Source organism: Acinetobacter sp. YK3 (genome assembly GCF_001729365.1).
Lineage (GTDB): Bacteria > Pseudomonadota > Gammaproteobacteria > Pseudomonadales > Moraxellaceae > Acinetobacter > Acinetobacter vivianii.
Genome location: NZ_LZPJ01000112.1, coordinates 1 through 26,605 on the forward strand (window position 1 = coordinate 1; position 26,605 = coordinate 26,605).

At 41.6% G+C, this 26,605-nt stretch carries 29 protein-coding genes; 9 read left to right on the forward strand and 20 right to left on the reverse strand.

Features of this window, described 5'->3' with window-relative positions:
- Positions 1–119: 119 nt before the first annotated feature.
- Entirely contained in the window at positions 120–941 is an 822-nt protein-coding gene (locus tag A9Z07_RS13510; protein ID WP_069579315.1) for a protein kinase domain-containing protein, read from the reverse strand.
- Positions 916–2,424: a DUF3336 domain-containing protein gene (locus tag A9Z07_RS13515; RefSeq protein ID WP_069579318.1), complete on the reverse strand. Its 1,509-nt coding sequence runs from the start codon at positions 2,422–2,424 to the stop codon at positions 916–918. Before A9Z07_RS13515 ends, A9Z07_RS13510 begins: the two co-directional genes overlap by 26 nt.
- A gap of 173 nt (positions 2,425–2,597) precedes the next feature.
- Between A9Z07_RS13515 and A9Z07_RS13520 the strand changes: the two genes are divergently transcribed.
- The 4 genes from A9Z07_RS13520 to A9Z07_RS13535 all read left to right on the forward strand — a co-directional run bounded on the left by A9Z07_RS13520 (position 2,598) and on the right by A9Z07_RS13535 (position 6,370).
- The gene (locus A9Z07_RS13520) at positions 2,598–3,488 is read left to right on the forward strand and encodes an ATP-binding protein (protein ID WP_004770492.1); all 891 of its coding nucleotides are present in this window, start codon (positions 2,598–2,600) and stop codon (positions 3,486–3,488) included.
- Between the two features lie 99 nt (positions 3,489–3,587).
- Positions 3,588–4,688: a DUF6670 family protein gene (locus tag A9Z07_RS13525; RefSeq protein WP_069579321.1), complete on the forward strand. Its 1,101-nt coding sequence runs from the start codon at positions 3,588–3,590 to the stop codon at positions 4,686–4,688.
- A 183-nt stretch (positions 4,689–4,871) separates the two neighbouring features.
- Complete coding sequence (locus tag A9Z07_RS13530) at positions 4,872–5,450, forward strand: TetR/AcrR family transcriptional regulator (protein ID WP_062848231.1); 579 nt, start codon at positions 4,872–4,874, stop codon at positions 5,448–5,450.
- Positions 5,447–6,370, forward strand: a complete 924-nt coding sequence (locus A9Z07_RS13535) for a DMT family transporter (protein ID WP_069579322.1) — start codon at positions 5,447–5,449, stop codon at positions 6,368–6,370. Before A9Z07_RS13530 ends, A9Z07_RS13535 begins: the two co-directional genes overlap by 4 nt.
- Here the strand turns inward: A9Z07_RS13535 and A9Z07_RS13540 are convergent.
- The 3 genes from A9Z07_RS13540 to tsaD form a co-directional block, all read right to left on the reverse strand.
- Positions 6,359–6,703, reverse strand: a complete 345-nt coding sequence (locus A9Z07_RS13540; protein WP_069579324.1) for a hypothetical protein — start codon at positions 6,701–6,703, stop codon at positions 6,359–6,361. The genes A9Z07_RS13535 and A9Z07_RS13540 overlap by 12 nt on opposite strands.
- A gap of 122 nt (positions 6,704–6,825) precedes the next feature.
- Positions 6,826–7,329 carry a hypothetical protein gene (locus tag A9Z07_RS13545; protein WP_004770499.1) on the reverse strand — a complete coding sequence of 168 codons (504 nt, stop codon included), beginning with the start codon at positions 7,327–7,329 and terminating at the stop codon, positions 6,826–6,828.
- 180 nt (positions 7,330–7,509) lie between these two features.
- The gene (tsaD, locus tag A9Z07_RS13550; protein ID WP_069579328.1) at positions 7,510–8,517 is read right to left on the reverse strand and encodes a tRNA (adenosine(37)-N6)-threonylcarbamoyltransferase complex transferase subunit TsaD; all 1,008 of its coding nucleotides are present in this window, start codon (positions 8,515–8,517) and stop codon (positions 7,510–7,512) included.
- Positions 8,518–8,661: 144 nt separating this feature from the next.
- On the opposite strand from tsaD, the gene rpsU reads away from it, so the two are divergent.
- Entirely contained in the window at positions 8,662–8,877 is a 216-nt protein-coding gene (gene rpsU, locus A9Z07_RS13555; protein WP_004652785.1) for a 30S ribosomal protein S21, read from the forward strand.
- Positions 8,878–8,906: 29 nt separating this feature from the next.
- Positions 8,907–9,353, forward strand: coding sequence for a GatB/YqeY domain-containing protein (locus tag A9Z07_RS13560; RefSeq protein ID WP_004770502.1), 447 nt, complete (start codon positions 8,907–8,909; stop codon positions 9,351–9,353).
- 77 nt (positions 9,354–9,430) lie between these two features.
- Here A9Z07_RS13560 and A9Z07_RS13565 read toward each other — a convergent pair whose 3' ends face one another.
- From A9Z07_RS13565 to A9Z07_RS13590, 6 genes are all read right to left on the reverse strand, one after another.
- On the reverse strand, positions 9,431–9,790 hold the full coding sequence (locus A9Z07_RS13565) for a hypothetical protein (protein ID WP_069579333.1): 360 nt from the start codon (positions 9,788–9,790) through the stop codon (positions 9,431–9,433).
- 40 nt (positions 9,791–9,830) lie between these two features.
- On the reverse strand, positions 9,831–10,196 hold the full coding sequence (locus A9Z07_RS13570; protein WP_069579337.1) for a GFA family protein: 366 nt from the start codon (positions 10,194–10,196) through the stop codon (positions 9,831–9,833).
- A 30-nt stretch (positions 10,197–10,226) separates the two neighbouring features.
- Positions 10,227–11,642 carry a M48 family metalloprotease gene (locus tag A9Z07_RS13575; RefSeq protein WP_413772631.1) on the reverse strand — a complete coding sequence of 472 codons (1,416 nt, stop codon included), beginning with the start codon at positions 11,640–11,642 and terminating at the stop codon, positions 10,227–10,229.
- A gap of 162 nt (positions 11,643–11,804) precedes the next feature.
- Positions 11,805–12,383: a 1-acyl-sn-glycerol-3-phosphate acyltransferase gene (locus A9Z07_RS13580; protein ID WP_047428824.1), complete on the reverse strand. Its 579-nt coding sequence runs from the start codon at positions 12,381–12,383 to the stop codon at positions 11,805–11,807.
- Between the two features lie 111 nt (positions 12,384–12,494).
- Positions 12,495–13,460: a 2-hydroxyacid dehydrogenase gene (locus A9Z07_RS13585; protein ID WP_047428826.1), complete on the reverse strand. Its 966-nt coding sequence runs from the start codon at positions 13,458–13,460 to the stop codon at positions 12,495–12,497.
- A gap of 16 nt (positions 13,461–13,476) precedes the next feature.
- On the reverse strand, positions 13,477–14,121 hold the full coding sequence (locus A9Z07_RS13590) for a hypothetical protein (RefSeq protein WP_069579345.1): 645 nt from the start codon (positions 14,119–14,121) through the stop codon (positions 13,477–13,479).
- Between the two features lie 280 nt (positions 14,122–14,401).
- Here A9Z07_RS13590 and A9Z07_RS13595 point away from each other — a divergent pair, with 280 nt between their 5' ends.
- Both A9Z07_RS13595 and A9Z07_RS13600 read left to right on the forward strand, forming a co-directional pair.
- Positions 14,402–15,502 carry an MBL fold metallo-hydrolase gene (locus A9Z07_RS13595; protein ID WP_069579349.1) on the forward strand — a complete coding sequence of 367 codons (1,101 nt, stop codon included), beginning with the start codon at positions 14,402–14,404 and terminating at the stop codon, positions 15,500–15,502.
- 214 nt (positions 15,503–15,716) lie between these two features.
- A complete protein-coding gene (locus A9Z07_RS13600; protein WP_069579351.1) occupies positions 15,717–16,352 on the forward strand; it encodes an SDR family oxidoreductase in 636 nt (211 codons plus the stop codon).
- A 78-nt stretch (positions 16,353–16,430) separates the two neighbouring features.
- Here the strand turns inward: A9Z07_RS13600 and A9Z07_RS13605 are convergent, their stop codons facing one another.
- Complete coding sequence (locus A9Z07_RS13605; protein ID WP_069579354.1) at positions 16,431–17,027, reverse strand: NAD(P)H-dependent oxidoreductase; 597 nt, start codon at positions 17,025–17,027, stop codon at positions 16,431–16,433.
- A 99-nt stretch (positions 17,028–17,126) separates the two neighbouring features.
- On the opposite strand from A9Z07_RS13605, the gene A9Z07_RS13610 reads away from it, so the two are divergent.
- Positions 17,127–18,038: a LysR family transcriptional regulator gene (locus tag A9Z07_RS13610; RefSeq protein ID WP_004770521.1), complete on the forward strand. Its 912-nt coding sequence runs from the start codon at positions 17,127–17,129 to the stop codon at positions 18,036–18,038.
- A gap of 55 nt (positions 18,039–18,093) precedes the next feature.
- Here A9Z07_RS13610 and A9Z07_RS13615 read toward each other — a convergent pair whose 3' ends face one another.
- The 8 genes from A9Z07_RS13615 to A9Z07_RS13650 all read right to left on the reverse strand — a co-directional run bounded on the left by A9Z07_RS13615 (position 18,094) and on the right by A9Z07_RS13650 (position 26,390).
- Positions 18,094–19,020 (reverse strand): alpha/beta hydrolase, encoded by a 927-nt coding sequence (locus tag A9Z07_RS13615; RefSeq protein WP_069579357.1) that lies wholly within the window; start codon positions 19,018–19,020, stop codon positions 18,094–18,096.
- A 237-nt stretch (positions 19,021–19,257) separates the two neighbouring features.
- Positions 19,258–20,154, reverse strand: a complete 897-nt coding sequence (locus tag A9Z07_RS13620; RefSeq protein WP_069579361.1) for an AraC family transcriptional regulator — start codon at positions 20,152–20,154, stop codon at positions 19,258–19,260.
- Positions 20,155–20,181: 27 nt separating this feature from the next.
- The gene (locus tag A9Z07_RS13625) at positions 20,182–21,339 is read right to left on the reverse strand and encodes an NADH-dependent flavin oxidoreductase (RefSeq protein ID WP_081406432.1); all 1,158 of its coding nucleotides are present in this window, start codon (positions 21,337–21,339) and stop codon (positions 20,182–20,184) included.
- A 92-nt stretch (positions 21,340–21,431) separates the two neighbouring features.
- On the reverse strand, positions 21,432–22,346 hold the full coding sequence (locus tag A9Z07_RS13630) for an alpha/beta hydrolase (protein ID WP_004770527.1): 915 nt from the start codon (positions 22,344–22,346) through the stop codon (positions 21,432–21,434).
- Positions 22,347–22,468: 122 nt separating this feature from the next.
- Positions 22,469–23,347 carry an AraC family transcriptional regulator gene (locus A9Z07_RS13635; protein WP_069579364.1) on the reverse strand — a complete coding sequence of 293 codons (879 nt, stop codon included), beginning with the start codon at positions 23,345–23,347 and terminating at the stop codon, positions 22,469–22,471.
- A gap of 57 nt (positions 23,348–23,404) precedes the next feature.
- Positions 23,405–24,313, reverse strand: coding sequence for an AraC family transcriptional regulator (locus tag A9Z07_RS13640; protein WP_069579367.1), 909 nt, complete (start codon positions 24,311–24,313; stop codon positions 23,405–23,407).
- Between the two features lie 162 nt (positions 24,314–24,475).
- Positions 24,476–25,774 (reverse strand): Y-family DNA polymerase, encoded by a 1,299-nt coding sequence (locus tag A9Z07_RS13645; protein WP_069579370.1) that lies wholly within the window; start codon positions 25,772–25,774, stop codon positions 24,476–24,478.
- Between the two features lie 4 nt (positions 25,775–25,778).
- Positions 25,779–26,390: a LexA family protein gene (locus tag A9Z07_RS13650; RefSeq protein ID WP_004770534.1), complete on the reverse strand. Its 612-nt coding sequence runs from the start codon at positions 26,388–26,390 to the stop codon at positions 25,779–25,781.
- Between the last annotated feature and the right edge of the window lie 215 nt (positions 26,391–26,605).

The following is a 26,605-nucleotide window of genomic DNA, read 5'->3' on the forward strand; positions in this document are numbered from 1 at the left end:
TCGCCACGCCCCCGATGGGTATGCATATTAGAGAGAAACTTTCTTTATGACAAGTCTTTCTCGCAAAAAAACCACTCAAATGAACATATAATATTCAAATCAAGATGTTATGTTTACTTTTAAAGCGAATTTATAGTGTTTAAAGCGCTTTTTACCGCTTCAACAGAGCTCAATCGTTGTTGTACATGCTTTGACAACAGGCCTATTAACACTGGCAAAAAGCACTGTAATCGTTCTGGAAGCTGTATATGTAGTTGCTGGCAATGCAAGATTGCCCAGTCATGATAGCTTTGAGCCTGTAATCTAGTTTGCGTCAACCATTCATAAACAATAATTCCAAAAGCATATAAATCGCTTTGAATACTCTTCCCTGCGCCATGAAACAGTTCTGGCGCCATATAATGCGGAGTTGCATCCAGAGTTTGAATGGATTGCCCTATTCTAAAAGTCTGTTCAAAGTCGATCAGCTTGCAAACGTTAGCGTGAACACGAAAATGCTCTACCTTTAAATCCCCATGAATCCAGCCTGCTTGGTGTAAACCATTCAATGCATCTAAAGCTTCAACGATCTTTTGTTTAATGAGTTCAATGTCACAGCTATCCGAAAGAGGTGTAAAAAACGCTTTTGCAGCAACGGTGACCAATCCAATCTCATCACCAGTACAATTTAGTTGCTGTTTAAAAGGATTCAGTTGAATGATCTGATGGGGCAATAAAAAGCTTTCTAGTTCTTGGCGATGCTGATAAAAATTCAGCTCGCGCAATAGCGCCTGTTCAAAGCCCTCATGTGTATTTGAATGATGGAATTTAAGCCAGTAAGGCTGCTGCTGAATTTCGAAGCGATATAAGCGTCGTCCAAAGGCATAGCTTTGCGCTTTGGTCATTAATGCCAAGTTTTCAAGTTCAATCTTGGGATCACAGATCCACGTAGTAAAACTCATTCTGCTGCTTTTCTTCCTGCTTTCGCAATGATGTTAAACAATGCTCAATGGTTTTACCAATCCGCGCATGGGTTTCAATTGCAGATATTTTCGGCCAGGTTGCCCGCTCACCTTCTCGTTGCAACACTTTAAACAGTTTTGGTCGTGGATTTTTCAACATATAGCTATAGTGTCGCAAACCATATTTGGCAATGATATTCACATCACCATAATAGCGCTGCCCCAAAATGCCATAACCATGATCCAGAGCGCGACGGATCGGGAAAAAACTGCCTGCATAGTTACGTGTCAGATCCATTACTTCAAGTGCAATCGCTTTACCTTGGCGACGTACAATCCGTTCAGGCCAACTCAATACATCTCTACGGAAGCGATCAGAATCACTTTGCATGAACGGCACAATATGCGGATTGACCTGACTGGCGATGGTGTAATTAATATTATATAAGCGAGCCATTTTTTCCTGCGGGAAATCACTGCGCATACTACCATCCACCCATTTGGTGTTGGCAAGATACGGTGTATGTTGCCCGTCATAACGTTTACTGGTCAGATGCACAGGGGGAAACAAGACTGGAACGGCACAGGAGGCCAAAACGGCACTCCAGACCAACACGTTCGGCGCGGTCAATGCATTCATGATCCGTGGGCTTTGTGCCGTGTTATACGGAGCAATCACAATATTAATATGGCGCTTGGACTGCTGATAAGCTTCCGCAAAAGTCACATCGCCCAAGTTTTGCATCAGGAATTGTTTTAAATACATGACATCCGCAATACCGCCATGTCCTCTGATCAGTTCACTCAATTTTCGGAACTTGAATGCATCACTAAAGAAATGCTCACCCTTGAGCAAATCAGGAACCTGATCCGATGCAGAGACACCCAGCATACCAGTCATGATTGCCCCAGCACTAGAACCCGATAACACCCGTGGCATTAAATCCTGCTCTAGCAAAGCCTTACATACACCGGTATGAAACAGCCCCAAAGTTGCGCCACCAGAAAACATCAAGGCTGGCTGTCCATAAGCAGTCTGGCATTCTTCAAAAAACTGGATTTTTTCCTTTAACTGAAAGGTGATGCATTCACTGGAGGCAAGATAACGAAAACAGTCGCTCATTTCCTCGACATAATTTTCAATAATCTTTTTTGTTCCAATATAAGTCTCCGCAAATAACATCGGATGACCAATATTGGCAAAATCATAGGACAATCCTTCTCTTAATACATAAATCAGATCCAGTGTCCGATGCTGAGTCCGATACTTCTTTAATAAGTTATAGCGCTTAGACAGAATCTCTGCATCAAAATAAGGCGATTCATTGTCATATTTCCATGCCTCATGACCTGAGTCTTCATCCAGTTTTAGTGCAATTTCTTTCCATTCATCATAAGAGCTTGCATGCCGTAAGTGTTCTTGCAACACATCAACCCTATGCGACTGATATGTATTCTTTTTTTCTTGAACTCTATTAAACATTCGCGTTCCTGATTTTCGGCATATTTTTTGAATTCTTGCACCTATACAATGCAAAAAGCTGCCGTAACAATCAAGGGTAAAATCGATTTATTTCGATATTTCTGATGATATTTTCTTTATTTCAGTAATAGCAATGTTAGTATCCCTATTCATCATTAAGTTGGTTTGTATTTATGGCTATCCTTGATTTACCAGAATCTATCATCCAGTCCTTATCGAATGTTTTGACACAGCTTCAGCAAGTGCTCCCTGCTCCGAAGCAACCGACAGATTTCTCTGCAATTGCATTTCGTTGGGAAAATCAGCAGCTGGTCGCAATACAGCAGCCGAAGAAGATGTATCTGGAAGATTTAAAAGGGATTGAACGCCAAAAAGACAAAATCATTCAGAATACCTTGCAGTTTCTGAACGGCTTACCCGCCAATGATGTATTACTTACCGGCTCGCGAGGCACAGGAAAGTCTTCAATTGTACGTGCCCTCCTGACTGAATATTCAGCGCAAGGTTTACGTCTGATCGAAATCGAACGTGATGATTTATCTGATTTACCTAAAATTCAGAAACTCATTGAAAATCGTCCCGAGAAATTCATTGTCTATTGTGATGATCTGGCATTTAACGCTGAAGATGAAAATTATCGTAGCCTAAAAAGCGTATTGGATGGCTCACTGCAATCAGGTTCAAGCAATTTTATTATTTATGCGACCAGTAATCGCCGTCATTTATTGCCTGAATTTATGCATGAAAATACGCCCGTGCAAAAAGTAGATGTGCCGCAATATACCGAACTGCATCCACAGGAAGCAATTGAAGAGAAAATTTCACTCTCGGATCGCTTTGGCATGTGGCTTTCATTCTATCCAATGGATCAGCAGCTCTATCTACAAATTGTAGAGCACTATATTGTGAAAGCTGATCTTGAATATAACGACTTGGTCCGTAGTGAAAGTTTGAAATGGTGTCAGGCTCGTGGACAACGTTCTGGCCGTGCCGCCTATCAATTTTCAAAACACTGGATCGGCTCACAAAATCTGGAAAAATTGTCCAACAAAGCATCTGCATAAATGTCCTGAAAAGCCGTAGCTTTGTCCTTATTTCCGCTTAGCATGGGCAATTGTTTTTCATAACCTACTTTTCAGCTACGATAAAGTTTAGGAAACAAGATGAAAAAACAGTTGCCTCCCACTTCCCTCACCAGCAAAATCATGGGTAAAAGCCTACTCTTGGCGCAGGGTACATTAGACCAAGCAATTCAATATTCAACCCTGCCATTTTCCCAGCCCAACATTATCCGACCACGTACACAAGAAAAGTTCTATACATGGACACATTATGGGATTTTCTTTCCGCTTTTGCCTGAACCACATCGTTATTTAAATATTATGATTTTGCTTGGCACACCCGGTGCGCTGGCATTCGACCATGATGATATTACTTTGGGTGATCCAAGAAAAACGGCAACATTCTTTTCGAGTACGGCTGCAATCGACGAGCATCTCTTAAAAGCCTACGTCATTCCAGAAAATACCAATATTCAAGACAATGGATCAGTCATCCAACTTGGAGAAGAAGTTTCAATTCAAGGGACATTACCCCATATTCAACTCAAAGGCGCTTATCACGGCTTAAGTTTTGAATTTGATCTGGATGTGAGCGATCAGGTTTCATGGTTTATCAAAACCCCGATTTATGATCATTTTAGTTTATTGGCAAACTTTAAAGGTCAGCTTGAATATCAAGGCCAAGTTATCCCTGCCAAAGGCTTATGTACCTACGAATATGCACGAGCAGCAGGTGCACATGGTGTCGTGAAAAAGCTACTCCCAGAAGCGTATAAATTACCGCTCGATTTTTTCACTTATCAAATCATTAATCTAACTGAAACAACTCAGCTCCTTCTAACTAAAGCCGATATTCTTGGGCAAGCTGCTGCCTATACTTTGCATGTCCGCCACACTGACCGACCCGCTGAAATCTATACCAATGTTGAATTTAAGGTCATCAGCAATCAGCCGAATGCACATGTTTCTCCAAGCGGTAAGAAAATGCGTCTACCGCAACAATTTATCTGGTCTGTCAAAAATAATGCTGATCAGAACATTTTAAATATTACTGCGGAAATCGATAGCCCATTCCGTTATGGACATGGGATTGGTTATGCCAGTGCTTACACTTTTACAGGTGAATATCTAGAGCAACCAGTCCAAGGACGTGGTTATATTGAATATATTGATGTTGAAGATCAAAATTCATTTCAAAAATAAATCTATTTACACGCGTATAGCATCAATAAGTCTTTGAAATAATTCAAAGGCTTATTTTCTCTTTCACTCCTCACTCCGCTTCATATCTGGATAATATTGCTCCCTATTTAAGCATTCATGCTTGCTAATTAAGTAGTTTTTACCTAATATTAGGTAGGTCGGTATACATAAGTAATTTTTACAATGAGTTCTAAATCAGCAAAACAAAAAATTCTGGATGCAGCATCCACCTTGTTTTATAACGATGGCATCAGCAACACAGGCATCAATACCATTACAGAGAAAGCCAATGTGGCCAAAATGTCTTTGTATAATAACTTTGCCACCAAGTCAGATCTAATTACTTGCTACATCGAAGCACGTCATCAGGAATGGCTCGACTTATATGAAAAAAGAAAAGTTCAGATTGAAACACCTTTAGATGGAATTCTGGCTGTTTTTGATGCCTATCAGGATCACGCTGAATTTGCCTATGAAAAAGGTTTCCGTGGCTGTGGCTTATTAAATGCTGCCGCCGAGTTTCCCGCCCATAGTCCTGAGCGATTAGCGGTCAAAAACCATAAAGATGAAATTGAAGCAATTTTAGTGGGACATTTAAGTCAATTAACCAGCAATCCTGAGCGAGCCAAAGAACTGGCCCTGCTGCTTTCTTTTATTCTGGAAGGATCGATCGCCCGTGCAGGTTTGGAAAGCTCTAGTGATAAAGTATTTGCCGCAAAACACATGGTTCAGCGATTATTAGAACAAGAGATTGCAAATTGAATAGCTCAATCAACCTAAAAGCTCATTATGGCTTTATTGCGGTTTTAGTGGCCTCTATTTTATGGGGAACAACAGGAACTGCTGCTTCCTATGCACCGAATTTAAGTCCTTTAGCCATAGGTGCAATCGCAATGGGCGGTGGTGGATTACTACAAGCCTTATTGGCCCATAAGAACATTCGCAGCCACTTACCACAAATTCGCTCTTACTATCCTTTGCTTTTGATTGGCATGGTTTCGGTTGCTATTTATCCACTGGCCTTCTATTCCTCTATGCGGATGGCTGGCATCACGATTGGGACCGTGGTTTCAATTGGTTCAGCGCCTTTATTTACGGCATTGCTGGAAAAATTCTTTGATAAAAAAGCACTTTCTAGCCAATGGTTTATCAGTTTCATTTTTGGCGTAGCTGGTGTGTTACTGTTAACGATTGGAGAGTCTCACTCCCAAGGTACAAGCCAAAACATTGCAACGGATCAGAAAACGATTGGTATTATTCTCGGACTGATCGCCGCACTGACCTACTCCTTATACTCTTGGGCAGCCAAAAAAATGATTGATCGAGGCGTTGATTCCAAAGCATCGATGGGCTTAATTTTTGGTTTTGGTGCTTTAATCCTATTACCAACACTGTTTTTTACGGGAACCAATCTGTTCGACGAACCCGTCAATCTATATGTCGTGGGTTATATGATGCTGATCCCTATGTTTCTTGGTTATCTGCTGTTTGGATATGCCTTAAAGACCATTTCAGCCAGTACCGCGACGACATTGACGCTATTTGAACCATTGGTTGCAGCATTGTTTGCAGTGTTATTGGTTGGCGAGAAATTGGCACCCATTGGTTGGGTCGGTATGGCTTTGATTTTTGTGTGTTTAGCTGTGCTGTCTAAAGCGGATCGTTCACAATCAATCACCTAGAAAAATTGCTAACCCATTAAAATCGATAAATAGTAATAAAGCACACACAAAGCTAAAAGCAATGATTTTCCCATTAAAGAATAATGCTGATTTGGCTAGTTTTTTAATGGGTTCATCTTTTTTCAATCCAATGATCGAAAAAATAATGCCAATAAAATTACAGATCACTGAAATGATCCATACCAAGAAAAAGAACAAATGGATCGGTGGCATTTCACAGATTCGATCAGTCGTACATGGAATACTGAAAACATAGATTGAAAAGCCTGTCGCCGCGACGATAAGCAGAATACTTAACCATGCACAACCATTGGCTGCTTTAACCACCCACATGATCTATTCCTTTTTATTTATATATTATTAAAAAATATTAAAATTATTTGATTATTAAAAAGATTGAGTACTATCGATGCAGAGCAAGACATTGTCTCTGCATCGAAAATAGAGCTTAAAGATTAATACTCTTTTGCCAACTTCTCTAAAGTGGTAAGCATTTTTCTCACTACACTTCTTTTATGATGCAACATGTTCTTAATGTTACTTGGATTAAAACCTGTCAGCTTTGCAATGCCTCGACTGGTCATATACTCACCCGTTTTCGCAAAGTGCTTTTCACTTAACTCGGTTTTCGCATTTGAGAATCGAACTGCCAGCTTGTAATCATTAAACTCAGACCATGCACCCGTCTTATATTCATCCGCATCAAAGCTACCCTTCTGCTGAGTCGGTTTTTCTCGAAGAATATTATGTAAGCGATTAATGACAATTTTTTCTTCACTTTGTTCAATCAATTGATAAAGTTCAGTTTCTTCAAATGGTCGCCCTAAAGCGATATCTTTTCTATATTGCTCAACTACTTTTTCTTTTGATGCAACCTTTTCCTCACCTTTTTGAGTGAGGCATAGAATCTTGAATAAAGATTCTAGTCGGCCACATGTAAAAATATAAGAAATTTTCAACTTTTGTACTCCACAATGAGTTTTAGCTCATCAAAATAAATAATATATCCAATACTTTATACCATAGCGCCAGTTTCAAGCCTGCGCCATGTACATAAATTCAAGAATCTGATTTTTAAATATGAGAATAGGCTAAACTGACCAGCAGCCTAGCAACCAATAACACTAACCATTTGTATTTTAGGTTGGCTTTAACTCTGTCATCGGCCAACGAGGTGTCGTCGTCACCGCCAAGCCATCATGCTGCCCTGCCTTTAAACGCTGATATCCAGCAAAAGCAATCATGGCACCATTATCAGTACATAAAGCAGGTTCTGCATAGTAAACCTGTGCTTTAATTTTCTTCAATGAAGTTTCCAATTGCTCACGTAAGCGGACATTGGCACTCACACCACCAGCAATCACCAAACGCTTAAGACCACTTTGTTTCAAGGCCTTCACAGACTTCTTCACTAAAGTATCGACAAGTGCTTCCTGAAAAGAAGCAGCCACATCCGCATCGCGATTTTCTTCACCTAACTTTTTCAACTGCACAGAAACCGCAGTTTTCAGACCACTAAATGAAAAGTTTAAGCCTTGATGCAACATCGGACGCGGGAATTCAAATGCTTGTGCATCACCTTGTAAAGCCAACTTCGCAATATTCGGCCCACCTGGATAAGGGAGCTTCATCATTTTTGCGACTTTATCGAAAGCCTCACCCGCCGCATCATCAATCGATTCACCCAGCAATTCATATTGACCAATACCATAAGCAGCCATTAATTGCGTATGACCACCAGAGACTAATAGTGCGACAAACGGAAATTCCGGTGGAGTTTCCGAAAGTAATGGTGCCAGCATATGACCTTCCATATGATGTACACCAATAGCAGGTTTATTTAACGCAAATGCTAAAGTACGACCAAATAATGCACCTGTCATGAGCGCACCCATAAGGCCCGGGCCACGCGTATAGGCAACTGCATCAATCTCTTGCTTTGTGACACCACTTTGCTCAAGCAATTGATTAATCAAGGGAATCATTTTACGAACATGGTCACGCGAAGCCAGTTCAGGCACTACACCACCATATTCAGCATGCAGTTTGATCTGACTATATAGAACCTGTCCACGTAAGCCGAGCTCGCTATCATAGAGTGCTAACCCAGTTTCATCACACGAAGTTTCCAAGCCCAAAACAATCATTAAACTGCCTTTACAACGATCAAAAATAATATCTGAGCTATTATAGACTTGTGATCTGAGTTGTAAATGAGTAAAATACTGACCTTCACTTGCGATCTAGTGCATAGTGCGTTAGATCTTATCCATAATCTTAGAGGATTTTACATGCCACAAGTTAAGTTGAAAGAAGGCGAACCAGTAGACGTAGCTATCCGTCGTTTCAAACGTTCATGCGAAAAAGCGGGTGTTTTAGCTGACGTTCGTAAGCGCGAATTCTATGAGAAACCAACTCAAGAACGTAAGCGTAAAAAAGCTGCTGCAGTTAAGCGTTATCAAAAGAAATTGACTCGCGAATCTGTACGTACTACTCGCCTTTACTAATTAATTTGTGATTGACTGCTGAAAATACTATGAATACTTTAAAAAACCAGATTACTGACGTGTTAAAAAACTCAATGCGTGCCAAAGATATGGCAACAGTAACGGTTATTCGTGGTGTACAGGCAGCAATTAAGCAAATCGAAGTCGATGAGCGCATAGAGCTTGACGATGCTCAGGTTCTTGCGGTCATTGAAAAGCAAATTAAACAACGTAAAGAATCGATCAAAGCCTTTCAAGGCGCTGGTCGTGATGATTTAGCTAGTAAAGAACAAGCCGAAGTTGAGGTTATTTCTCAATTTCTACCAGAAGCTATGACTGAGGAAGAGCTTGATTCTATCATTGAGCAAACGATTGCTGCTCAAGAAGCTACTAGCATGAAAGATATGGGTAAGGTGATGAATTCTCTACGTCCGATCATAGCCGGGCGTGCCGATCCTGCACAAGTTTCTTCTAAAATTAAAGCAAAATTAAGTTAATCTGCTTAACTTCCTTTCTATTCCCCTGCTTTATTTAAAACTGGATTCATTTTAACAATGAACCCAAGGTCTTGGTTTTATTTAAAATCACACTGAACATTATATTTCGCAAGCATTTGCATCTCTTTCGATTCAGCAATCTGCTTGATTAAATCCTGCTTGGTCATACTCGCATATTGCGGTGGCAATGAAGAACGATTACGTTCAATTGCATCTGACATATCCTGAATATAACGCTGATTAATCTGGCAATATTTAGCCTGCTGCTCAGGTGTAAACTGTGTAAGTTGCGGATTTAAGCCACGTAAAAAACCACGAATATCCTGCGCATAGGTACTACGAATTTTATCCACTGCATTTACATACTGCTCAACAGAAGCTGCTGAACTTGTCCCCACTGTGCTTAATGCAAAAATTAAAACTAAAATCTTTTTCATAAATATTCTAAGTGCTCAGCAATTGCTTACGCCCGCCATCTTATCTCAATTCAATAAAATTTGGTTTATGCTCCAGAAAAAATTCTTGTTTCGGAGCAGGTAGTTCACCATCCATCACCGTACCCAGTCGTAAACGAATAATATTCGGCAAATCCGTACGATAGGAATAAAGTGGACTGGCACAGTTTTGACAAAATACACGTGCCTTGTTGGACGTATGAAAATACTCTTTCAGTTGCTCACGCCCAGAAATCAGCTCAAATTTACTTTGCTCAAGTGGACTATTCCACCCTGCAATTGAACCCTGTGCCTGCTGGCAATGAATGCAATAACACAAAATGCTGTTTTCAATTTCCCCATGATATTGATACTGCACAGCACCACACAAACATTGTCCTTTAATCATTTTATTTTCCTGAATTTTTTTAAACTGGTTTTATATTTTCATCCGCCGTTCATCTTGCATTTGTTTTAGGCGTGACTCGATTTTGGCCGACATTGCCAAATTACCTTTTGCTAAACGCTGGGCATGTAGCATCGATTTAATCGCATTTTCCTCATATCCCGACCAATACTCTGCTTCTGCACGATAGCACAATACATTAATTGCCTGTAGAGATGAGCTTTTATCCAGATTGGTGGCACGTTGTAATAATTGCCAGCCTTCAATATCTCTTTGGTTCTTATGAATAAAGCGTTGTACTAGACTTTGCGCCTGAGCAATTTGCCCCTGTCGAATCAAGACTTCTGCCAGCTTATAGGACAATGCCCGATTTTCAGGCATAGTTCTTTGTACCGAACCAATGCTACTGCTGGCTTGCTCAATTTTATTTTGACCTAAATAAATATCTGCCTGGATCAAAGGGATCAGAACGTGATTCTTCAATTTTGGTTTTACCAGATCCAGATTTTGCTGCGCCTGCGTATAATCACCGCGCTCCAGATAAAACTTGCTGAGCGCAAGTTGCGCTGCGGTATTGTTCTGGTTGGCCAATGCCTGTAACTGGATTTCTGTAGCCTGATTGGAAACAACAGAGGTGTACAGTTTCAAAATTTCAAAATCAATGTCATATATTTTTGATTTAACTTTAGGCAATTGATTGGCACGCAAACGCGCCTCACTCATACGCTCTGTGGTTAACGGATGGGTATACCAAAAATCGGGCAAGAAACTGACTCGGCTGGTCGCCCGATGCATGGTTTCAAAATAATCCGCCATACTTTGTGGATTATAACCAGCAGCATACATAAATTGCATGCCAATACGATCCGCTTCACGCTCCTGATTACGGCTATAACTGAGCTGCTTGTCCATTAATGCTGCTTGTGTTCCAAGCATCACTGCCGAACCTGCATCGCCATCGGCCTGAGAGGCAATAGCTGCACCGACGATAATCCCTGCCAAGGCCAATAAACCCTGCCCTTTGAATGCTTCTTGTGAACGACTGTAATGTCGCTGTGACACGTGCGCAATTTCATGCGCCATAACGCCAGCAATCTCATCCAGATTTTTTGCAGAAGTAATTAGTCCTGTGTTTAAGGCAAATAGTCCACCTGGTACGGCAAAAGCATTAATTTGAGGATCTTTAACAATGACCAGACCAATCGGCTGGCCCAACAGGGTCTGGCTTAAAATGCCTGAGAAAACTTGTAAAAACTGATCTTCTAGCCATGCATCTTGCACAGTTGGCATTTGACGATGCACTTCACGATAAACTTTTTCACCAATAAATTTTTCTTTTTGTTGGTCGAGTAAACCAATACCGCTGCCAATTTCGGGTACTTCTGTTTGCCCAGCCGTCACCGTAGGTAAAAAGACCTGAGTATGAGTAAGTTGAGTTGTGGCAAACAAGCCACATGCAAGCAGCAACGATCTCAAGTGGTTTCTCTATGATTTTAATAAAGAAATTTAATATAGCATTGAAAAAAGGAGAAATTTGCAACAATGTGTTATAAAAGGCAGAAAAATCCTGCCTTATTTTATGATTTTTGCAAGTGACGCAAATGATTGGGGCTAAATGTAACGCTGATCGACACTGAATTTTTCAGGGAATTTCGCATTAATCTCGGCATAGAATGACATGATTTCCGTCATATCTTTTTCATAATCCCCTGTCGGATAAACAATTTTTCCCACGCCTGTCTTTTTCTTGGCATAGTCCATATAAGCCAAGGCAATGGGTACACCCGCCGTAATCGCGACATGATAGAAACCAGTTTTCCATTGTTCCTGTTTTGCTCGCGTTCCTTCTGGTGTTACCAACATGACCAATTTAGGATGTGTCTTAAACAGATTGCTCATGAGCTGAACCATACTTGGACGTTCCTGACCTTCCAGCTTCACACTACGATCAATGCCAATTCCACCCATCGCCCGTACAAAAGGGCCAAATGGAAACTTCATATAGCTATCTTTGATGGTGATACGCACATTAACGCCGAGCGCTTTTAAAGCCAAACGTGCATAAAGCGCATCCCAGTTGCTGGTGTGCGGAGCAGCAATCATGACACATTGATCAATATTCAGATCCCAATGATTGTCAATTTCCCAGCCCATTAAACCTAAACTTTGTTCAGCTAATTTCTCAAACACCAGACGCCCCAAGATGAAGTCACAAAGGGCGCAAGTGTAGCAATATTCACCAGTTTAAAAAGATCGACTCGTGCAATAATGCAGCAATCAAATGCTCAGCATTGTAAGCAATTATTCGAATTTTGGATTGACTAGATAACGCGGCGTCCGATCTTCTAGAGCCTCAATCAGGTTTTGATAAGCAAGATTTACCATCTTCTTACGTGTTTCGGCTGTTGCTGAGCCTAGATGTGGCACAGTCACAGCATTGGGTAATTCGAATAAAGGAGAGCTTTGCAAAGGTTCTTTGGTATAAACATCCAGCCCCGCTGCAAAGATTTTGTTTTGCTGTAATGCATCAATCAATGCATTTTCATCGACCACTGAACCACGAGCAATATTGACGAATACTGCATGTTTCTGCATGAGATCAAACTCTGCTGCGCCAATCAGCGCTTTCGATTCAGTATTTAAATCAACGGCGACCACGATAAAATCAGACTGTGCTAACAGTTGATCAAGCTCCCGATATTGGGCATTGAAGGCTTGTGCAACTTCAATTTTTTCACGGCGGTTATGGTACAAAATATTCATATTGAAACCATAAAAACCTCGACGGGCAATGGCAGCGCCAATATTTCCCAAACCAATAATACCTAAGGTTTTTCCAAAAACATCGACACCAAATTGTTCAGTCGATACGGTACGTTTCCATTGCCCCTGTTTGGTCCATGCATCCAGATATGGAATTTGACGCGCTGCGCTGAGCAATAATGTAAAAGCAAGATCTGCCGTTGTTTCAGTCAATACATGCGGTGTATTGGCCAACCAGATTTTTCTATGATTCAGATAATTTACATCATAGTTGTCGTAACCTACCGAAACGGTAGAAATCACTTTTAGTTTTTGTGCTGGCGCTAAATTGCTTTCATTGAGTAAGCGCCCTGCTCCAATCATGGCATCGGCATCGACTACTTCAGTTCGGATTTGTTCATTGATATCACCAAGCTTGGGATTCAGTACCACCACCTGATAATCTTGCTGTAACTGCGCTATAACGTCCTGGTCTATCTGGCTAAATACAACGACTTTCTTCATTATTAAATTCCGCTCTTTATTGCATGAGCTGCCACAACCGTCGTTTTAATAAAGGTTGAGCCAGCATTTCTTCCAAACTCGCTAAATGTAATATATTAGAATGCTGAATAAAGTCCAGTTGACCTAAGCATAATATTTTTTTACTGGTGGCTGTCGCGTCCAGAAAACCTTGAATATATGAAGCCAGTCCTCGGCTTTCCTGAAAAGCAGCCAATGGAAATGGCCATTTCAACTCGGCATATTGTCCCAGTCTGGCCTTTTGAATATTTTGCCATAACTGGCGTTGTGCATCGTTTAACTGACTGCTTTCTAATAAAATGGCGCAGTTTTCCAAGACATACATTTGCAATTCAAATGCTGGAATGTGGGCGGTAATAACGATCTGTTCTTTTTCAACGACCGCTTCTTTAACCACAGCTTCTGCAACAACTTTTGCCTGTTGAGGACGTTCAATTTCTGTGACTGGTGCTGTCTGTGGTATGACTTGGATCTCTTGCGCAACAGGTGCAGTCTCAAAGGTAAGCACAGGCGCTTGTTGAACTTCTTCAACCACTTGATCTCGCCATAGGCTGGCTGCAGTATTTTTTTGACATACGACTTCCCTAGGAATCCAGACATCTATTCCTAAAGTTGCTAATACGTTTCTCTGCTGCCCGATCATCTTACCTACTCATTGTCTACACTTACAGTCATTTTCAATACTGTAACCCCCGATAGTCTAACATAAACCGACCTCCTCGAAATGGCTTCCTTTTGCTCAATTACGCCATTACATATTCAGCCCCATGCAGAAAAGACACATCTCGTTCATTTAGGCAAATATTCAATAAAAATAGGCAACCTTTCATTCGTCGACTTTTAGATAATATTTCATCATTTTGTCGCTTTGACTTTTTATTACTGTTGTATCGAATGCTCAAATGAAAAGGTTGACTCCATTTATGCTTATTCTTTTTGCGATCGCTGTGGTGCTGCTTATTGTGAGCAGTTTCATCTATACGCAACAACCCTTATTTGGTAAAAGCCCTTCTGGCGAACGCTTGCAATTGATTGAAAGCTCTCCCAATTATCGCCAAGGCCAGTTTCGTAATTTAATTGAAAAATCGGGGATGAGTGAAGGTTCCAGTATTGTGGTCGAACTTTATAAGACCTTTATCAAAACCATTCCACATCGTAATCCGATCGATCCTATTCCTTCGATTAAAACCAATTTAAAAACACTGAATCCACAACAAGATGTGATGGTCTGGTTTGGGCATTCATCAGTGTTCATGCAGCTGCATGGCAAAAAGTTTTTGATTGATCCCGTCATGAGCGGCAAAGCCTCGCCTTTTCCTTGGGGCACACGCGCCTATAAAGGAACGGATATCTATCAGGTCGAGGATTTACCCGAGATTGATTATTTACTGATTTCGCATGATCACTATGATCATCTGGACTATGACACCATTATGAAACTCAAAGACAAGGTCAAATATGTCATTACAGGTCTGGGTGTAGGTGAACATTTCGAATATTGGGGTTATCCGCGTGACAAGCTGATTGAAAGAGACTGGGGAGATAAAATTGAGTTCGATGATGGCATTCGTATTATCACTGAAACGACTCACCATGACTCAAGACGGGCTTTTGACGGCGGTAAAAACCTTTGGGTATCCTTTGTGATCCAATCGCCTGATAAAAATATTTTCTATACGGGCGATGGTGGATATGACCAGCACTTTGCAGAAATTGGCAGGAAATACGGGCCGTTTGATTGGGCCTTAATGGAAAATGGTCAATACGATCCAGCTTGGCGTTCAGTCCATTGTCATCCGGATGAAGTGGCTCAAGCCACAGAAGAACTGAATGCACGCAATATGATTCCTGTACATCATTCAAAATTCAGCTTAGCCAAACATGCATGGAATGAACCAATTACCCGTATTGTCGAATATTCGAGAACACGCAATTATCGCCTTGCAACACCGATGATTGGTGAACTGATTGAACTCGATAATGAACAGCAAATCTTTCAACAATGGTGGAAAAATATTCGTTAACTAAACCTGTCTCATCCAGCCTCATTTCGATGAGGCTTTTTTATTTCCCCTATCACAGATATTTTCACAGCTTCGTCAGATTAGGCAAACAACCCTGCATTTCAGGTGATTCTCCCGTTTAACTTTAAGCTTAAATAGAACCATCAACACTCAAGAAGATGAGACATAAATACTTATTTTCTTAGAAAATTACTTATATCAATGGGAGTTCAAAATGAAACATGTGTTAATACTAGGCGCAGCAGGACAAATTGCTAAATGGGCAATTGAGCTGCTGGCAAATGAGCCTGACCTCACACAAACACTCTTGGTTCGTGATGCAAAAAAATTAGGCTCGGATTTACCCGCAAATGCCAAGCTTATTGAGGCAGATGTGTTGGATCTGGAACAGCTAAAACAGGTGATGCAGGGACAAGATATTGTCTATGCAAATCTGGCGGGTGAATTAGAAGCACAAACGCAGAATATTATCACTGCAATGCATGCAGCTGGTGTAAAACGTATTATTTTGATCAATTCATTAGGAATTTATGATGAAGTTAAAGGCAAATTCGGTGAATGGAATCACAAGGAAATTGGTATTTATCTTGGTCCGTATCGTAGAGCAGCAGACTTATTAGAAGCTTCTGATCTGGACTACAGCATTTTACGTGCCGCGTGGTTGACCGATGAAGATGAGATTGATTATGAAACAACTGAACGTCATGAAAACTTTAAAGGTACGGTCGTTTCACGTAAAAGTGTAGCTGCGCTGGTGGTGAAAATTATCCAGACACCAAGCTTCGCCTCACGACAAAATTTAGGCGTCAATAAACCGAACACAGATGCAGATCGTCCCTACTTTATGTAAACGGGTAAAAAAGAAATCGGACAGGCGTTGGAGCATTGTCCGATTCTGCCAAAGGAGCAGCAAAAGGAATAGGAAATTTTAAACTGCGGTCTGCTGCGCTTTAAGATGCGCATCTTTTAAAGCATCTGCTCTTAACGCCGCCATATCCAGACCTTCAGCATAGATAAAATCAACCTGATGAATTCCCATCAAGCCTAAAACAGATTGAAGATAAGGTGTTACCGCATCGGTCGCTTGCCCGACATGAATCCCACCGCGACTACTCATCACAATGGCTTTTACCCCTTCCACCAAGCCTTGCGGATAGGTTTCTGTATATCTGAAAGTATGGCGGGCACGCGCAACCAGATCAAACCAGTTTTTCAATTGTGTCGGTACATTCAGATTGTACATCGGTGCACCGATCAGCAATAGCTCAGTTGCCTTAAGCTCAGCAATTAATTCATCCGATAATTGAATAATTTCCTGAATTGACGTTGAGACATTTTCAGCACCACGTAAAGCATGGAAAATTTCAGCATCCAGTACAGGTAAGTTTAAAGTGGTTAAATCGCGAATAATGACTTCATCTTGCATACCATTTTCAACACGTTGCTTTAAAAATGAATCAATTAAACGATTGGTTTGCGAGTTATCACCCATGATGCTCGATTTTAATACCAACACTTTCGCCATGTTTTTTCTCTATATCTTTGATGTCGTCATCTTACTACTATATTTTATTCACCAGTAGTGATACTATTTCATAAAATTGATTCCAAAAACTCCACAATAATGCAAACAGAACTCAGCACGATTTCAATCTTTGTCGCCGTTGTTGAAGCTGGTAGCTTTTCCAATGCCGCAGAACAATTACATCTGACCCGTTCAGCGGTCAGCAAAAGCATCGCCCGTCTGGAAGATCGTCTTGGTGTCTCTTTATTTAAACGCACCACCCGCACATTAAGCTTAACTGCTGAAGGCACCTTATTTTATGAACACAGTCGTCGGGCTTTAACAGAAATCACCACAGCGGAAACCTTGCTGGATCAAGGTAAAATCAGTGCCACAGGTCTGTTAAGAATTTCGGCCCCTGCACTGTTTGGGCAACTCTATATTGCGCCCTTGATGGTTAACCTTGCGCAACAACATCCAGACTTACAAGTTGAACTTTCTTTAAATGACCGAACTGTGGACTTGGTCGATGATGGTTTTGATCTGGCCATCCGTATTGGGACACTGCCAGATACCACCCATTTAGTCGCAAGGAAACTTGGGGATCATCGCATGTTACTTTGTGCGACACCTGAATATCTAAAGCGCTCTGGCCCAGTGAATACACTGGACGATCTACAGCAACATACCACCATCGCCTATTCTTATTCGGGACATCTGCAAAAGTGGTATTTACAGGATGAAAATAAACAAGCCTATTCCCTAAAGCCCAAAGCCAAATTTATGCTCAATGATATGCAAGCCATTAAAAAGACGGCTTTATCGCATCATGGCATTGCGTGGTTACCAGACTGGCTCATCCATACCGAACTCCATGACGGTACTTTGCTACAAGTATTGGAAAATTACTCAAGTATATATTTCCCGATCCATGTGGTATGGCCGAACTCGCCTTATATGCCGCTCAAGACTCGCTTGGCTATTGATGAATTCGTCGACTGCTTACCGCAGCAACTGACCACGCCAATCTAAGCAAGCTGCCATAAAAAAGACAGGATAAACCTGTCTTTTTTGCTTCACGCAAGGATTAAAGGTGTTGTTTAAAAAACGGAATGACTTTTTCTAAAGCTTTCGCTACAGACTCTGGCTGATCATACAATTCATAGTGCGATGTATTTTCCAAAACCAAAAGTTCTTTCTGCTTTGAGGCGGCACGATTAAAAATTTCATAGCCATCCCGATAAGCACCAAACGCACCCGGCTTATCTCCAATCACGACCAAAATCGGTTGAGTAAGCAATATTTCTGATAAATGAAATGCATCCCAGCCCAATGCCACACTCATCCGTGAAAATAAAGCACGGGTTGTACCATTCGGCTGTTGCCCTCGTGATGTTTTGTAGTAATCCGTTGCTTCTAATGGGTCGATATCGGTGATGCCAGCTTGTTTACCAGCCTCCACTGAAGCAGGAAGAAAATCATTGACCAAGTGTACCGCACCACGCGCTTCAGCGCTACGTTGTTGTGCAATAGCCTCAAGACCATCAATTAAAGCCTGCCCTGTACCACCATATCCTTCGCGCATCATCCGACCAAAATTTACTCCAGTAATTGAGGTAATCGCTTTAAGACGACGTTCAGTTAATGCTGCATTTAGGACATAAGCACCGCCACCACAAACACCTAATGCACCAATACGGTTTTCCTCCACGAACTCTTGTGTGACCAGATAATCCACGGCATAGCGAATGTCTTCAACGCGATAGTATGGATTTTCGATAAATCGTGGTTCTCCACCACTTTCCCCTTGAAAAGAGGCATCCAGCACTAAAACCACAAAGCCAGCTTCTACCAAGGCTTGACCATAAATATTGCCTGAGGTTTGTTCTTTACAGCTTCCGATGGGATGAACGCTGACAATAGCAGGATATTTCTTGCTTCGATCAAAATCATTGGGGAATAAAATATTTGCTGCCGATTCCCATGCCAAATTTTTATATTGAACTGCTTGCATGCTGAGTACCTCACCAGATGATTACGTATAACGAAAATCCGTGTTTTAGACTGGATTTTTGCTTTTCACGCAATGAGTATAGAATTGTAAAACCTGTTTAAATTGCCTATTTTGACGGGATATTTGCCTATTTTATTTATTCATACTGATTCAAAATTTAGTTATGATTTTCAAACAGATATAACAACCAGCGCCACCTAGTACGCTGGCCCCTCATCTTCTCAAGCATTAAACTCTTTAAATCAGTTGTAAGTCCTGAATATCTCTTTGCGGTGCATTACCAAACAATCGTGAATATTCACGACTAAATTGCGAGGCACTTTCATAACCGACCAATCCAGCAGCATGTCCAACGTCCAGATGTTGATTCAACATCAAATGCCGTGCTTCTTGTAAGCGCAATTGCTTTTGATACTGTAACGGACTCATTCCTGTAATTTCACGGAAATGCTGTCTAAACGTGGAAGGACTCATATAAGCCTGCTCTGCTAGATCATCCATCCGAACTGCCTGCACAAAATTCTGCTTTAACCATGTCACAGCCTTGGCAATCTTCTGACTGACGGAACCTGTCTTGATCAACTGGCGTAAATAAATAGCATTAACCCCAGTGAGCAAACGGATCATAATCTCTTGTTGCAAGATTGGATAAAGCTGTGGCAATAGAACAGGCTCATTCAACAAATTCACTAAGCGCTGAATGGTCTCAAGTAATGCATAATCAATCGTTTGAACACCAAATGAAGGATAAACCTGTTCATTCAGCTTTCCCTGTCCCATCTCGGCAACCATTTCCCGAATCAGTTGTAGATCCAGCTGTAACATCAACCCAAGAAAAGGCTGATGTTTTATACTATTTCGTGTATGACTAATCACAGGAATATCAATTGTGGTCAACATCGACTGTCCAGCGGTATAGGTCAGAATCTGCTGTCCCACAATGATTTGTTTCTCACCCTGTAACACCATGCCTAATCCGAGCTGGTAAATACAATGAGTCGCTTCTGGTTCAGAACGGCGATGCAAGGACAAGGCAGGAATCGCAGTTTGATGATCACCATCCGCTGTAATGAGCTGGTTAACGGTCTGCACTAAAGCCGTCATCACCTCATTCTTATCTTCATGAAACATCATACTCTCCTGCCTCCACCTAAACACGCCTCAAGCTTGCTTTGCTTTAGCCTGATAGAGCTTGAACCAACCTTCTCGTACCTGTATTTCCTGCCATAAATGATCTGGAATACTCAAATAAGGGACATCAGCAGGATTGAGTTCCACCGTAATTTCGTCGTATCGCCCCTGCTGGACCAGCTCAACCCAGTTCGGATTCATGACTAATGCTTTACCAATGGCAATGAGTGGTAAACCTAAATCCAAAGCCTGTTCGGCCTGCTGCGGTGTACGTAACAAACCTGCGGCAATCACAGGAATACGATTCGCAACGCGTTGCAAGACCTGTTGAATGGTCAACTGCTGCTCAAGATTGTGTTTAGGAACAGCGTGTAACACATCGGTTAATGACACATGCAAATAATCAACACCATCTGCAATTAACTGATCGATCAGCGCCAGACTATCGGCAATCTCTAAACCGCTGTCCTCATATTCCTCAACAGAAATACGATATCCCAAGACGAAAGAATGTTGCGCATGTTCCCGAATAACGCGCTTTACTTCCCGTACAACGGCTAGCGGAAACGCCATCCGCTTCTCTAATGAACCACCCCATGCATCGTGACGCTGGTTATACAAAGGCGAAAAGAAATTCTGAATCATAAAGCCATGCGCACCATGCAGTTCAACGCCATCAAATCCAGCCTCTATCGCCCGACGCGTCGCCTCACCAAAAGCACGGATTAACTGTAAAATTTCATCATGCGACAATGCGCGACTAGCAAGCTGCTGATCTTTAAATGGACCTGCGCTAATGGCGACAGCACTGGCGCTCACAATATCGGCCTCAGGAATCAGGTCAGGAATGGCTTTGATGCCTGCATGAAAAATCTGCAAGATTGCGGGTGCACCACCACTTTTAGCCGCCTGGGCCAATTGCGCCAGACTTCGTGTGAACCGATCATCAAAACCAGCAAATTCACGGGTAAACCCAAGTCCGCTCTCCTGTACATGCGTACAACCTGTAATCACTAAGCCCACGCCTTTAACACGCTCACGCATGTATTCAAGCTCCTGAGTTGAAATAGTACCATCATCATTTGCCGACCATGTGGTCATCGGTGCCATAACGATTCGATTACGCAAACTCAATGCTGAAGTTAGTTGAAAGGGCTGGAATAATTTAGAATTCACGGAGGACACCATTATTCATATTGAATTGGGGATTTTTCAGAAGTAGTAAGTTGGCCAGCAACCTGACCAACTCCAAATAGCGAGAATAAAATCAAAAATCAGAATTAAAGATTGGCCTGATAGAATGGAATCAGCTTATCTAGCGCAATCTTGACGGGTTCAGGCTTGTCATATAAGTCGTAATGCGACCAACCTTCAACCACAACCAGTTCTTTATTGGTCGATGCCGCACGATTGATAATTTCAAAACCATCACGATATGCACCAAAACCACCTGGCTTACTTCCCACCACAACCATCAAAGGTTGAGTTAATAAAATTTCTGCCAGATGGAATGCATCCCAGCCGACAGCAACCGCATTATGAGAGAACAATGTTTTATTTACGCCATTCGGTTTTTCACCACGTGCCGTACGGTAATATTCAGTTGCTTCTAAAGGATCAATATCGGCATGATCGGCTTTTGCAGCTTCTACCGTTGGATAGAGACCCTGATCGACTCTAAGCGCTGCGCCTCTGGCCTCAGCCGTTCTTTGTGCTGCAATAGCTTCTAAAAATGCAATCGGATTACCAGCGCTGGCTTCACGCATAACACGACCATAATTTGCGCCCGTAATCGTTCCTACTGCTTTAATACGGCGTTCGGTCATAGCGGCATTGATCGAGTAACCCCCACCACCACAGATGCCTAAGACACCAATTCGGTTTTCATCGATATAGTCCAGTGTAACCAGATAATCAACCACAACGCGAAAGTCTTCAACACGTAGCGATGGATCTTCAATATAGCGCGGCTCTCCACCACTTTCGCCCTGAAAGCTTGCATCAAATGCAATCACCACAAAACCAGCTTTGGCAAGGGCTTCACCATACACATTGCCTGAGGTTTGTTCTTTGCAACTGCCAATTGGATGTGCACTGATAATGGCTGGGTATTTTTTGTTTTGATCAAATGCAGGGGGAAAATATAGATCTGCGGCAATATCCCAATAGGTATTTTTGATTTTAACTGCTTCCATTTCATCACCTCTTGAATGTCGGAAATAGTAAACAAAGAAGTCTTTGCTGATGTGATCAGTTTAGAGACTTGCTACAAATCAAAGTTGCCTATTCTTGAAGATTATTTGCCTATTTTGAGGATTTAATGCTGTAAATCTTGACGAGGACTGTTGCCGAACAATCGTGAATATTCACGCGTAAATTGTGACTGACTCTCATAGCCAACCAGATCAGCAATTTGCTGCACATTCATGGCTTGCGATAAAACCAGCTTTCGAGCCTCCTGCAATCTCAATTGTTTTTGATATTGCAACGGTGTCATCCCCGTCACTTGCTTAAAATGATTTCTCAATGTCGCTGCACTGATATTTGCCTGTTCGAAAGCAGTTTCTATACAGTTTTCTTGAAGAAAGTTATTTCTTAACCACTGGATTACACTAAAAATATTCTGATCTGAAGCCTTTGCTTTCACCAGATTCCGCAAATAACGCCCATGTTCGCCAACCAGTAAACGGATAATAATTTCTTGCTTGATCAGTGGAGCGAGTTGCTCAACCAGTGTCGGTTGCTCGATCAGTCCGACTAGACGCGTTAACGCATCAACCAATCCATGATCCATAGATTCAATGGAAAATGCAGGAAAATTTTTGAGCTCTATCCTTTCATCCAATGCCTGCACTGTTTCAATAATCAGATTCAGATCCAGTGCGAGCATCATTCCTAAAAACGGTTCATGATAAGAGGCTTGGGTAACGCGACTAATGGCGGGCAAATCAATCGTAGTGAGCATCGTTTGACCAGCACCATAACGATACACTTTATCGCGGATAAGCACCTCTTTTTGTCCCTGCAACACAATACCTAACCCAAGTCCATAGATACAATGAATGGATTGCTTGGTGGTACGGCGATGCAAAGAGAATCCTGAAATTTCCGTCTGGAAATCTTCGATTTGAACCAGCCCATCGACTCTATGCGCTAAACCTCTGACTCGTTCTGATATCTGATCGCACTCATCCATTGTAAAACCTATCCACTTAAATCTCTCAAGTTACAGGGCCTATCCTATATTAAATAGCTATAAGCCTTGTCGCATCCGTTGAATATCACGCTGGGGCGACTCACCAAACAAGCGACTATATTCACGGCTAAATTGTGAAGCACTTTCATAACCAACCAGCCCCGCTGCCCGTCCTGCATCAACATTCTGATTAAACATCAAATGTCGGGCTTCCTGTAAACGTAGCTGCTTTTGATATTGTAAGGGACTCATGCCAGTCACAGCACGAAAGTGCTGCCTGAAAGTCGAAGGACTCATAAACGCTTTATCCGCCAAATCATCCATACGCATAGGTTGTTCATAGTTATGTTTGAGCCAGCTCACCACCTGATGGATTTTATGATGTGCCGAACCTGATTTCACCAATTGCCGCAAATAGATTCCATGCGGGCCATTCAGTACCCGTACAATAATTTCTTTCTGAATCAGGGGAACCAGATGAGGAATCATCACAGGTTCATCTAGCACTTTCACCAATCGCAAAAATGCATCCACCAAAGGTGCATCGACCGCCTCCACGGAAAATGAAGGATGATTCTGGTCTGATTCCCTCCATACCTCTTGAGGCATATCCGCAATGACCTGATTCACCATTTGTAAATCAAGTAACAGTAAAACGGCTAAAAAGGGCTTCTGCGGTGAAGCCTGAACAATATGGGAAGTAACGGGCAGATCAATCGTGGTCAGCATACTTTGCCCTTCTGAGCATTGATAAACCTGATCCCCAATAACGACTTGTTTCTGCCCCTGCAAAATTATGCCAATGCCTAGATTATAAATACAATGCGCACTGTCTGTCGGATGTTTGCGACTATGAAATGAAAGCTGTGGAATGTCCGAGACATGATCGCCCTGCACCTCTGTAAAACGTGCAATTGCGTTAACCAGTTGCTCGGTTGGTATATGTCTTTCTACAGAAATCGCCATACAAGGTGTCTATCCCAATAAAACGTTAAATCAGAACCAATCATTTGATATTAAAGCACTTTAATTTATGAAATGTGCGTTGCGTGATATCACTTTCAGCTTAATCAAGCTGGGGGCAAAGAGTATATAAGGATTTGGTAATACCGATTACGATTAAAAATATTATAAAACTCTCAAAACTTCATCCCACTTGGTCAAATAACTGGGAGATTTATGATTCTGGGTCATACTCCATGTCCGTCCATGCGGGGTAATTAATCGACCTAACGTCATGGCATCCCGACCAAATTTCTTATTGATTTCATCAAAGGCCAGTGAAAGGTTACGTCTGGCGATCAGCTCATCCGTATCGTGGAAAAGATCAACTGCGTGACTACGTTGCGGAATAATATCCAGTAAAATCACTTCGGCTTTTTTATAGCGGTGTCCTGCCTGATAAATACGGTCCAGACCTTGTTGCACGGCTTTCATGATCTCAAGGCGATCATCACTATAGTCAGTTAGATACACCACCGTAAACGGACGATAGTAATTTTCTTTATTAAAGCGATTGGTACGGATACTCACCCCGACCGCTTTACAGAGTAAGTTCTGTTGCCTCAGCCGCTCTACCGCACGTAAGGTAAATTCAGTTAAAGCTCCACTTAGGCTATTCTTATCTTCAATGGGCTGCCCAAAAGAACGGCTACTCAATACTTGCTGACGATCAGCAATCACATCTTCAATTTCCAGACAGGCCATCCCCTGTAATTCTTTCACCGTATTTTCCATCAGCACTGAAAAATACTTTCCCATCATTTTGGGATCAGCTTGTATCAAATCCATAACCGAGTAGATATTCATTTTTTCCAGACGTTGCCGAATCTTGCGACCCACGCCCCAAACTTCACCAGCAGGCATGTTTCCCAGCAAGCTCTCAATCACACAGGGATCTTCATCCACCATATTACAGACACCGTTAAAACTGGCATGATTCTTGGCTAAATTATTGGCAAGTTTCGCCTGCGTTTTGGAATAGCCAATACCAATACAACATGGAATACCCAACCATTTTTTGATTGTGTCTATAATCTGTTGGGCATATTCACTTAAATCATAACAATGTTGATAGGCCGTCAATTCCAGAAAACTTTCATCTATCGAATAAATTTCCTGCTCACAAGGATCGACGAAATTCCCCAATATATTCATGAAACGGCGTGACATTTCCGCATATAAGGCATAATTACTGGAAAACACCTCAACCTGATGTTGCCGGATAATGTCCTCAATCTGAAATACGGGTGCAGCCATTTTGATACCGAGTTTTTTGGCTTCATAAGAACGAGAAACTACACAACCATCGTTATTGGACAGCACCACCACAGGACGATTTTCTAACTTTGGATTGAACACGCGCTCACAACTAACATAGCAGTTATTCACATCAATCAAGGCAAAAATACGCTGTGGCAGACTCATCGGCTTATCTCATCGGTTTCAGGTTGTAAGTCACAACGCCCCAGATCAGTAGCTCTTGGCCTTCGCTAATATAAATATCCTGATAATCAGGATTCTCGGCTTTTAACCAGACTTTTGGTGGATTGAAATGATGATCAATCATTAAACGTTTTACGGTAAAGTCATTGTCAATTAAGGCGATAACGATATCACCCGATTTGGCAGATAAACTGCGATCCACCACGAGAGGATCATCAATATCAATGCCCGCATCCAGCATTGAAAGCGAATTTGCCTTGACGATAAAAGTAGAGTTTTCATTACGAATTAAAAACTGATTTAAATCCAGTGCTTGTTCAATATGATCCTGAGCAGGCGATGGAAAACCCGCTGCAACACGTTCCGTTGCAAGCGGAATATGGTAAAGTCGATCATTATTGGCTTGTACATTTTGTATTTTCAATGAGGAGGTCAAATCAGAACGTGAGCCTGTTTTGACATTATTCCGTAACCAGTTTTTGATGAAATCAACTTGAGACTCAGGTACACGAATCACTTTTGTTGGTTCACTGAACTGGGCCTTTCGTCCAGCATTAGCTCTGGCACCGCCATGTTCAAATTCCGTTTTTTTGGTCATATCCCCCCCCTTACCCAAGTCTAAAATGCGTTTAAATAATTTAACTTGAAAAAGTTACAAATTCAAGTTGACGGCTAATTAATTTTGCATAACAATAAATCCCATAGATCAGATTTTGGCTTGTTTAACTTAGACAAGGATGTGAAACAAAGCAAATTAATGATTTAAATGAATAACTTATGATTTTTCAACGGTTGTTTAAAAGAGTAAGTTAT